The organism is uncultured Maricaulis sp. (genome assembly GCF_905480005.1).
Classification (GTDB): domain Bacteria; phylum Pseudomonadota; class Alphaproteobacteria; order Caulobacterales; family Maricaulaceae; genus Maricaulis.
Window position 1 is genome coordinate 1 of sequence record NZ_CAJQOO010000152.1, and the last position, 3798, is coordinate 3798.

The following is a 3798-nucleotide window of genomic DNA, read 5'->3' on the forward strand; positions in this document are numbered from 1 at the left end:
CCCCGACTGGCGCGCCAGGGCGGACAAGGGGGCCGCCGCTTCGGCATAGGGCAGAATCGCCACGGTCACCGGAACCGGCAGGGCCAGAACCCGCTGGGCGGCGTCCACGTCGAGACCGACATCATCAATCACCAGCACCAGTCGCGCGGGCCCGTCGACCGACAGGGTCTCGCTTTCTGCCGCGATGATCACCGGGCTCATATTTGATGCGGCAACCTCGACAGGTGCAGCCAGCGCCGACGTTTCAACGCCCGGTTCGGCCGATTCGAGCGAATCGAAATTGCGGGCACGGGTCACACGCACCCCCTGATGGCGCGGCGGGAGCTCCGCGGAGGCAGTTGCCGGGCCCGGAAGCGCACCATTGCTGGCTGCAGAAAACACAATAGCGCCAAGTAGATAGGCGGCAGCCGCAAGCGCCCCGGCGAAAGCGGGGATGGCGGAGTGCCGAGCCTTGAGGGATGTGCGACGCAGTGAGGCCATGCACCCAGCTCGCGCCCGCATGGTTAATCAGGCGTTTATGCGCTGCCGGGATTGGCGAAACCGGGCAGCCTGACTAGGTTGGCGCCAGGGAGATCACCATGCTGCTCATCATCGACAATTACGACAGCTTCACCTTCAACCTCGTCCATTATTTCCAGGAATTGGGCGCGGACACGACGGTCATCCGCAATGATGCCATGTCGGCAAGCGAAGCGCTGGCCATCGGGGCAAGCGGGCTCGTGCTCTCCCCGGGTCCGTGCGACCCGGACCGGGCCGGGATCTGTCTCGACGTGATTGCGCAAGCGCCGGATGACTTGCCGATTCTCGGTGTCTGCCTCGGCCATCAATCCATCGGCCAGGTGTTCGGCGGCGAGGTAATCTCCGCCAAGGTCATCATGCACGGCAAGACCAGCCAAGTGAGCCATGACGGCAGCGGCCTGTTCACCGGCCTGCCCAGCCCGTTCATCGCAACCCGCTATCATTCCCTGGCGGTGCGCCCGGAAAGCGTGCCCGACAGCCTGATCGCCAACGCCCATACCGCCGATGGCGAAATCATGGGCCTGATGCATCGCGAGCGGCCGATTCATGGCGTCCAATTTCACCCGGAATCCATTGCCTCCGAACAGGGTCACGCCCTGTTGCGCAACTTCCTGGACCTGACCGGCCTGCCCCGCGCCGCTGCGGCCTGAGCCGGTCCGGGCCGACGACTGCAGCCCGTCATCGTTGAATTGCCACGACGCCCGCGCTAACTCGGTGAGGTTCGCTTTGTTCAACCCGGTGACAGGTATGCCGTCCTTGCCCGCTCCACATCCGAATTCGCCGGTGCCCAGCACCGTTCGCGCGGCTGTGTGCGACGAGACGCGCGTTCGATACACTCAACCGGCCACCCGATGGCGTACGGATCATCGATGGCGCCGTCCTGCGTCCTGAATGACCGGTAAGCGGCCAGATGGCCGTTCGTGATCCTGCCCAGCGAAACGACTGACCATGCAAAACATTTCCGAATGCCTGACCGCCTTTGCCCGCGGCGACTTCCCTGCCAACGCGGCCATTGCCGGCGCCTTTGACGAACTGATGTCGGGCGATGTGCCGGACGCGGCGATCGGTGGCTTCCTGATCGGGCTGGCCGCGCTTGGCGAACGCCCCTCGGACATCGCCTCGGGTGCCCGCGCCCTGCGTAGCCGCATGACCCGCATCTCCGCGCCGGACGGCGCGATCGACACGTGCGGGACTGGCGGCGACGGCAAGGGTGCCTGGAATATCTCGACCACGGCCGCAATTATCGCCGCCGGCGCCGGGGCGATCGTTGCCAAACACGGCAATCGCGCCGCCTCGTCCAAATCCGGGTCCTCGGACGTGCTGGCCCAGCTCGGCGTCAAGCTGGATTGCCCGCCCGCCGCGGTGGAACGCTCCCTCGCAGAGGCACGCGTCGGCTTTCTGTATGCCCCCGCCCACCATGCGGCCGGGCGCCATGTCGGTCCGGCTCGCCAGGCGCTGAAGGTGCGCACGGTTTTCAACCTGCTTGGCCCCTTGTCCAATCCCGCAGGCGTGAAGCGGCAATTGCTCGGGGTCTATGACAAGCGCTGGCTGGTACCAATTGCCGAGGCTCTGCGCGATCTGGGGTGCCAGCATGCCCTGGTCATTTGCGGTCAGGACGGGATGGACGAGCTCACCACCACAACCGGTTCGGATATCGCCGAACTCAAGGATGGCAGCATCCAGACCTACAGCTTCCACCCAGAAGAAGCGGGCCTCGCTCTGGTCGCGGAATCCGACCTGCAGGGGGGAACGCCGCAGCGCAATGCCGAGGCGATCCGGGCCCTGCTCGACGGCGCGCCTGGTGCCTTCCGGGACATCGCCGTGCTCAATGCCGGCGCGGCGCTGATGCTGGCGGGACTGGCTGACACGATCCCGGCGGGCACGCGCCTGGCAGAAGCCGCCATTGATGATGGCCGCGCCAAGGCAGCGCTGGACCGCATGGTCGCCATTTCAAGCGGCGAGGCCTGACCCATGAGCGCAATGCCTGACACGCTGGCCCGGATCGGCGCCTACAAGCGCCAGCATATCGACGCCTGCAAGACCGCCCGCCCCTATGCCGAGATCGCGGCAGCCGCGCGCGACGCGTCACCCGTGCGGGGCTTCACCGACGCGCTGGCAAGCGCGCCGGGCGGTCTGGGCCTGATCGCCGAGGTCAAGAAGGCGAGTCCGTCAAAGGGACTGATCCGCGCGGATTTCGACCCGCCGGCCCTGGCCAGGGCCTATCAAGCAGGCGGCGCGACTTGCCTCTCCGTCCTCACGGACGGTCCGAGCTTTCAGGGCGCTGACAGCTTTCTCGTCGCGGCGCGGGACGCGGTCACCCTGCCCGCCCTGCGCAAGGATTTCATGTATGACCCTTACCAGGTCGCCGAAGCCCGCATGCTCGGTGCCGATGCCATTCTGGTCATCATGGCCGCGGTCGGGGACGACACGGCCCGGGCCCTGCTCGAGGAGGCGGCCCGCTGGTCGATGGATGTCCTCGTCGAAGTCCATGATGCGGCCGAGATGGACCGTGCGCTCACCCTCGACGCCCCGCTCCTCGGCATCAATAACCGCAATCTGCGGACCTTCGAGACCACACTCGACACGTTCGACGCCCTCGCCCCAATGGTGGGCGCGGATAGACTTCTGGTCGCCGAGAGCGGGATATTCACGCCACAGGATGCCAAACGCGTGGTGTCTGCCGGTGCCCGCGCCCTGCTGGTCGGGGAAAGCCTGATGCGGCAGGCCGATGTCGAAGCGGCGACACGCAACCTCATGGACCCGACCAAGCGCGCTTGACGGCCTATCAGAACACTTGTAGAACAAAATCTCCTATTCCTGATTTGTTCCCTCGGCACTGAGTCCGATTCAGGGAATGCGAACAAGGGGGTTACCTTGCTGACGCGGAAACAGAACGAGCTTTTGCTCTTCATCCATCAACGCATCAAGGAAACAGGCGTTTCGCCGTCTTTCGACGAGATGAAGGGGGCGCTCCAACTGGCCTCGAAGTCAGGCGTGCACCGTCTGATCACGGCGCTGGAAGAACGCGGCTTCATCCGCCGCCTCGCCCATCGCGCCCGGGCCCTGGAAGTCCTCAAACTGCCCGAGTCGGCCGCCGCCATGGACAGTCCAAATGTGCCCAAGGGCGATCTTGGCCCCAATGTCGTACGCGGGAATTTTGCCAAGCCCGAGTCCGATGAGCGCGAGTCGACGGTCGACATTCCGATCCTCGGCCGCATCGCCGCCGGTGTGCCAATCTCCGCGATCCAGCATGAGACTGATCGCATGCCTGTGCCTGCG

5 protein-coding genes are annotated in these 3798 nt (G+C 65.6%); 4 read left to right on the forward strand and 1 reads right to left on the reverse strand.

Going from position 1 to position 3798, the window contains the following annotated elements; all coding sequences use genetic code 11:
* A partial coding sequence (locus QZ266_RS13150) for a divergent polysaccharide deacetylase family protein (protein ID WP_295695890.1) occupies window positions 1-297 on the reverse strand: 297 nt, incomplete at its 3' end.
* A gap of 281 nt (window positions 298-578) precedes the next feature.
* Between QZ266_RS13150 and QZ266_RS13155 the strand changes: the two genes are divergently transcribed.
* The 4 genes from QZ266_RS13155 to QZ266_RS13170 all read left to right on the forward strand — a co-directional run.
* Window positions 579-1169: an aminodeoxychorismate/anthranilate synthase component II gene (locus tag QZ266_RS13155; protein WP_295695892.1), complete on the forward strand. Its 591-nt coding sequence runs from the start codon at window positions 579-581 to the stop codon at window positions 1167-1169.
* Between the two features lie 298 nt (window positions 1170-1467).
* Window positions 1468-2487 carry an anthranilate phosphoribosyltransferase gene (gene trpD / locus QZ266_RS13160; RefSeq protein ID WP_295695894.1) on the forward strand — a complete coding sequence of 340 codons (1020 nt, stop codon included), beginning with the start codon at window positions 1468-1470 and terminating at the stop codon, window positions 2485-2487.
* A 12-nt stretch (window positions 2488-2499) separates the two neighbouring features.
* Complete coding sequence (gene trpC / locus QZ266_RS13165) at window positions 2500-3297, forward strand: indole-3-glycerol phosphate synthase TrpC (RefSeq protein WP_367178244.1); 798 nt, start codon at window positions 2500-2502, stop codon at window positions 3295-3297.
* Between the two features lie 96 nt (window positions 3298-3393).
* Window positions 3394-3798: LexA family protein (locus QZ266_RS13170; protein WP_367178243.1), on the forward strand; the 405-nt coding region annotated here is incomplete at its 3' end.

Bases quoted from the DNA above. Each gene is read 5' to 3' on its own strand.
- QZ266_RS13155 (WP_295695892.1), top strand. From the start codon at position 579: ATGCTGCTCATCATCGACAATTACGACAGCTTCACCTTCAACCTCGTC.
- trpD (WP_295695894.1), top strand. From the start codon at position 1,468: ATGCAAAACATTTCCGAATGCCTGACCGCCTTTGCCCGCGGCGACTTC.
- trpC (WP_367178244.1), top strand. From the start codon at position 2,500: ATGCCTGACACGCTGGCCCGGATCGGCGCCTACAAGCGCCAGCATATC.